Below are 636 nucleotides of genomic sequence, written 5' to 3' on the forward strand. Positions count from 1 at the left end.
CTCGTCGGTGCGGTCGTTGAGGATCGCTTCGCGCCAGGGCAGCGCTTTGAGCCTGCGGTGGAGCGTGGGCTGGTTGGCCTTGACGATGAACAGGAAGTGGCCGCCGGCGGCGACGATCTGGCGGGTGTGCTCGGCTTGGGTGTGCAGGGCGTCGGCGGTGGCGATCTTGTGGTTGCGGGCGGCCTGCTCGATCACCCCGGCCTCGGCGTCGTTCTCGATCAGGCCCAGCAGGCGGTCATGCTCCTCCACCGACTTGCGCGCCCGCCCCGGCACGTACGTGAAGCTGGAGCGGCGCATGTGGTCGAGCCGCGCCCACTCCGACTCCAGCAGGGCGTTGAGGTGCTCGTCGGGGCAGTGGCGGTAGAGCGAGAAGTGGAACTCGCGGTTGAGCGCGGTGAAGGAGGTCGGGTCGAACTCCTCCAGCGCCTCCTTCATCCGCTCGTTGATCTCGCGCGACTCCTGGATCTTGGCCGCGTCCATGTGGGGGGCGCAGATGGCCGTGGCGTAGCCCTCCAGCCGGGCCAGCACGTTGAGGGTGTGCTCGACCTGTACGGAGTCGAAGACGGCGACCCGGGCGCCGATGTTGCGCACGACCTCGACCAGCCCGTCGGACTGGAGGCGGCGCACGGCCTCGCG

General features: G+C 69.5%; 1 protein-coding gene. It reads right to left on the minus strand.

Going from position 1 to position 636, the window contains the following annotated elements; translation table 11 throughout:
* Positions 1-636 (minus strand): GntR family transcriptional regulator (locus DMH01_RS42535; protein ID WP_148106611.1); only part of this gene is annotated, 636 nt, incomplete at both ends.

It is taken from the genome of Amycolatopsis sp. WAC 04182 (genome assembly GCF_003947465.1).
GTDB lineage: Bacteria > Actinomycetota > Actinomycetes > Mycobacteriales > Pseudonocardiaceae > Amycolatopsis.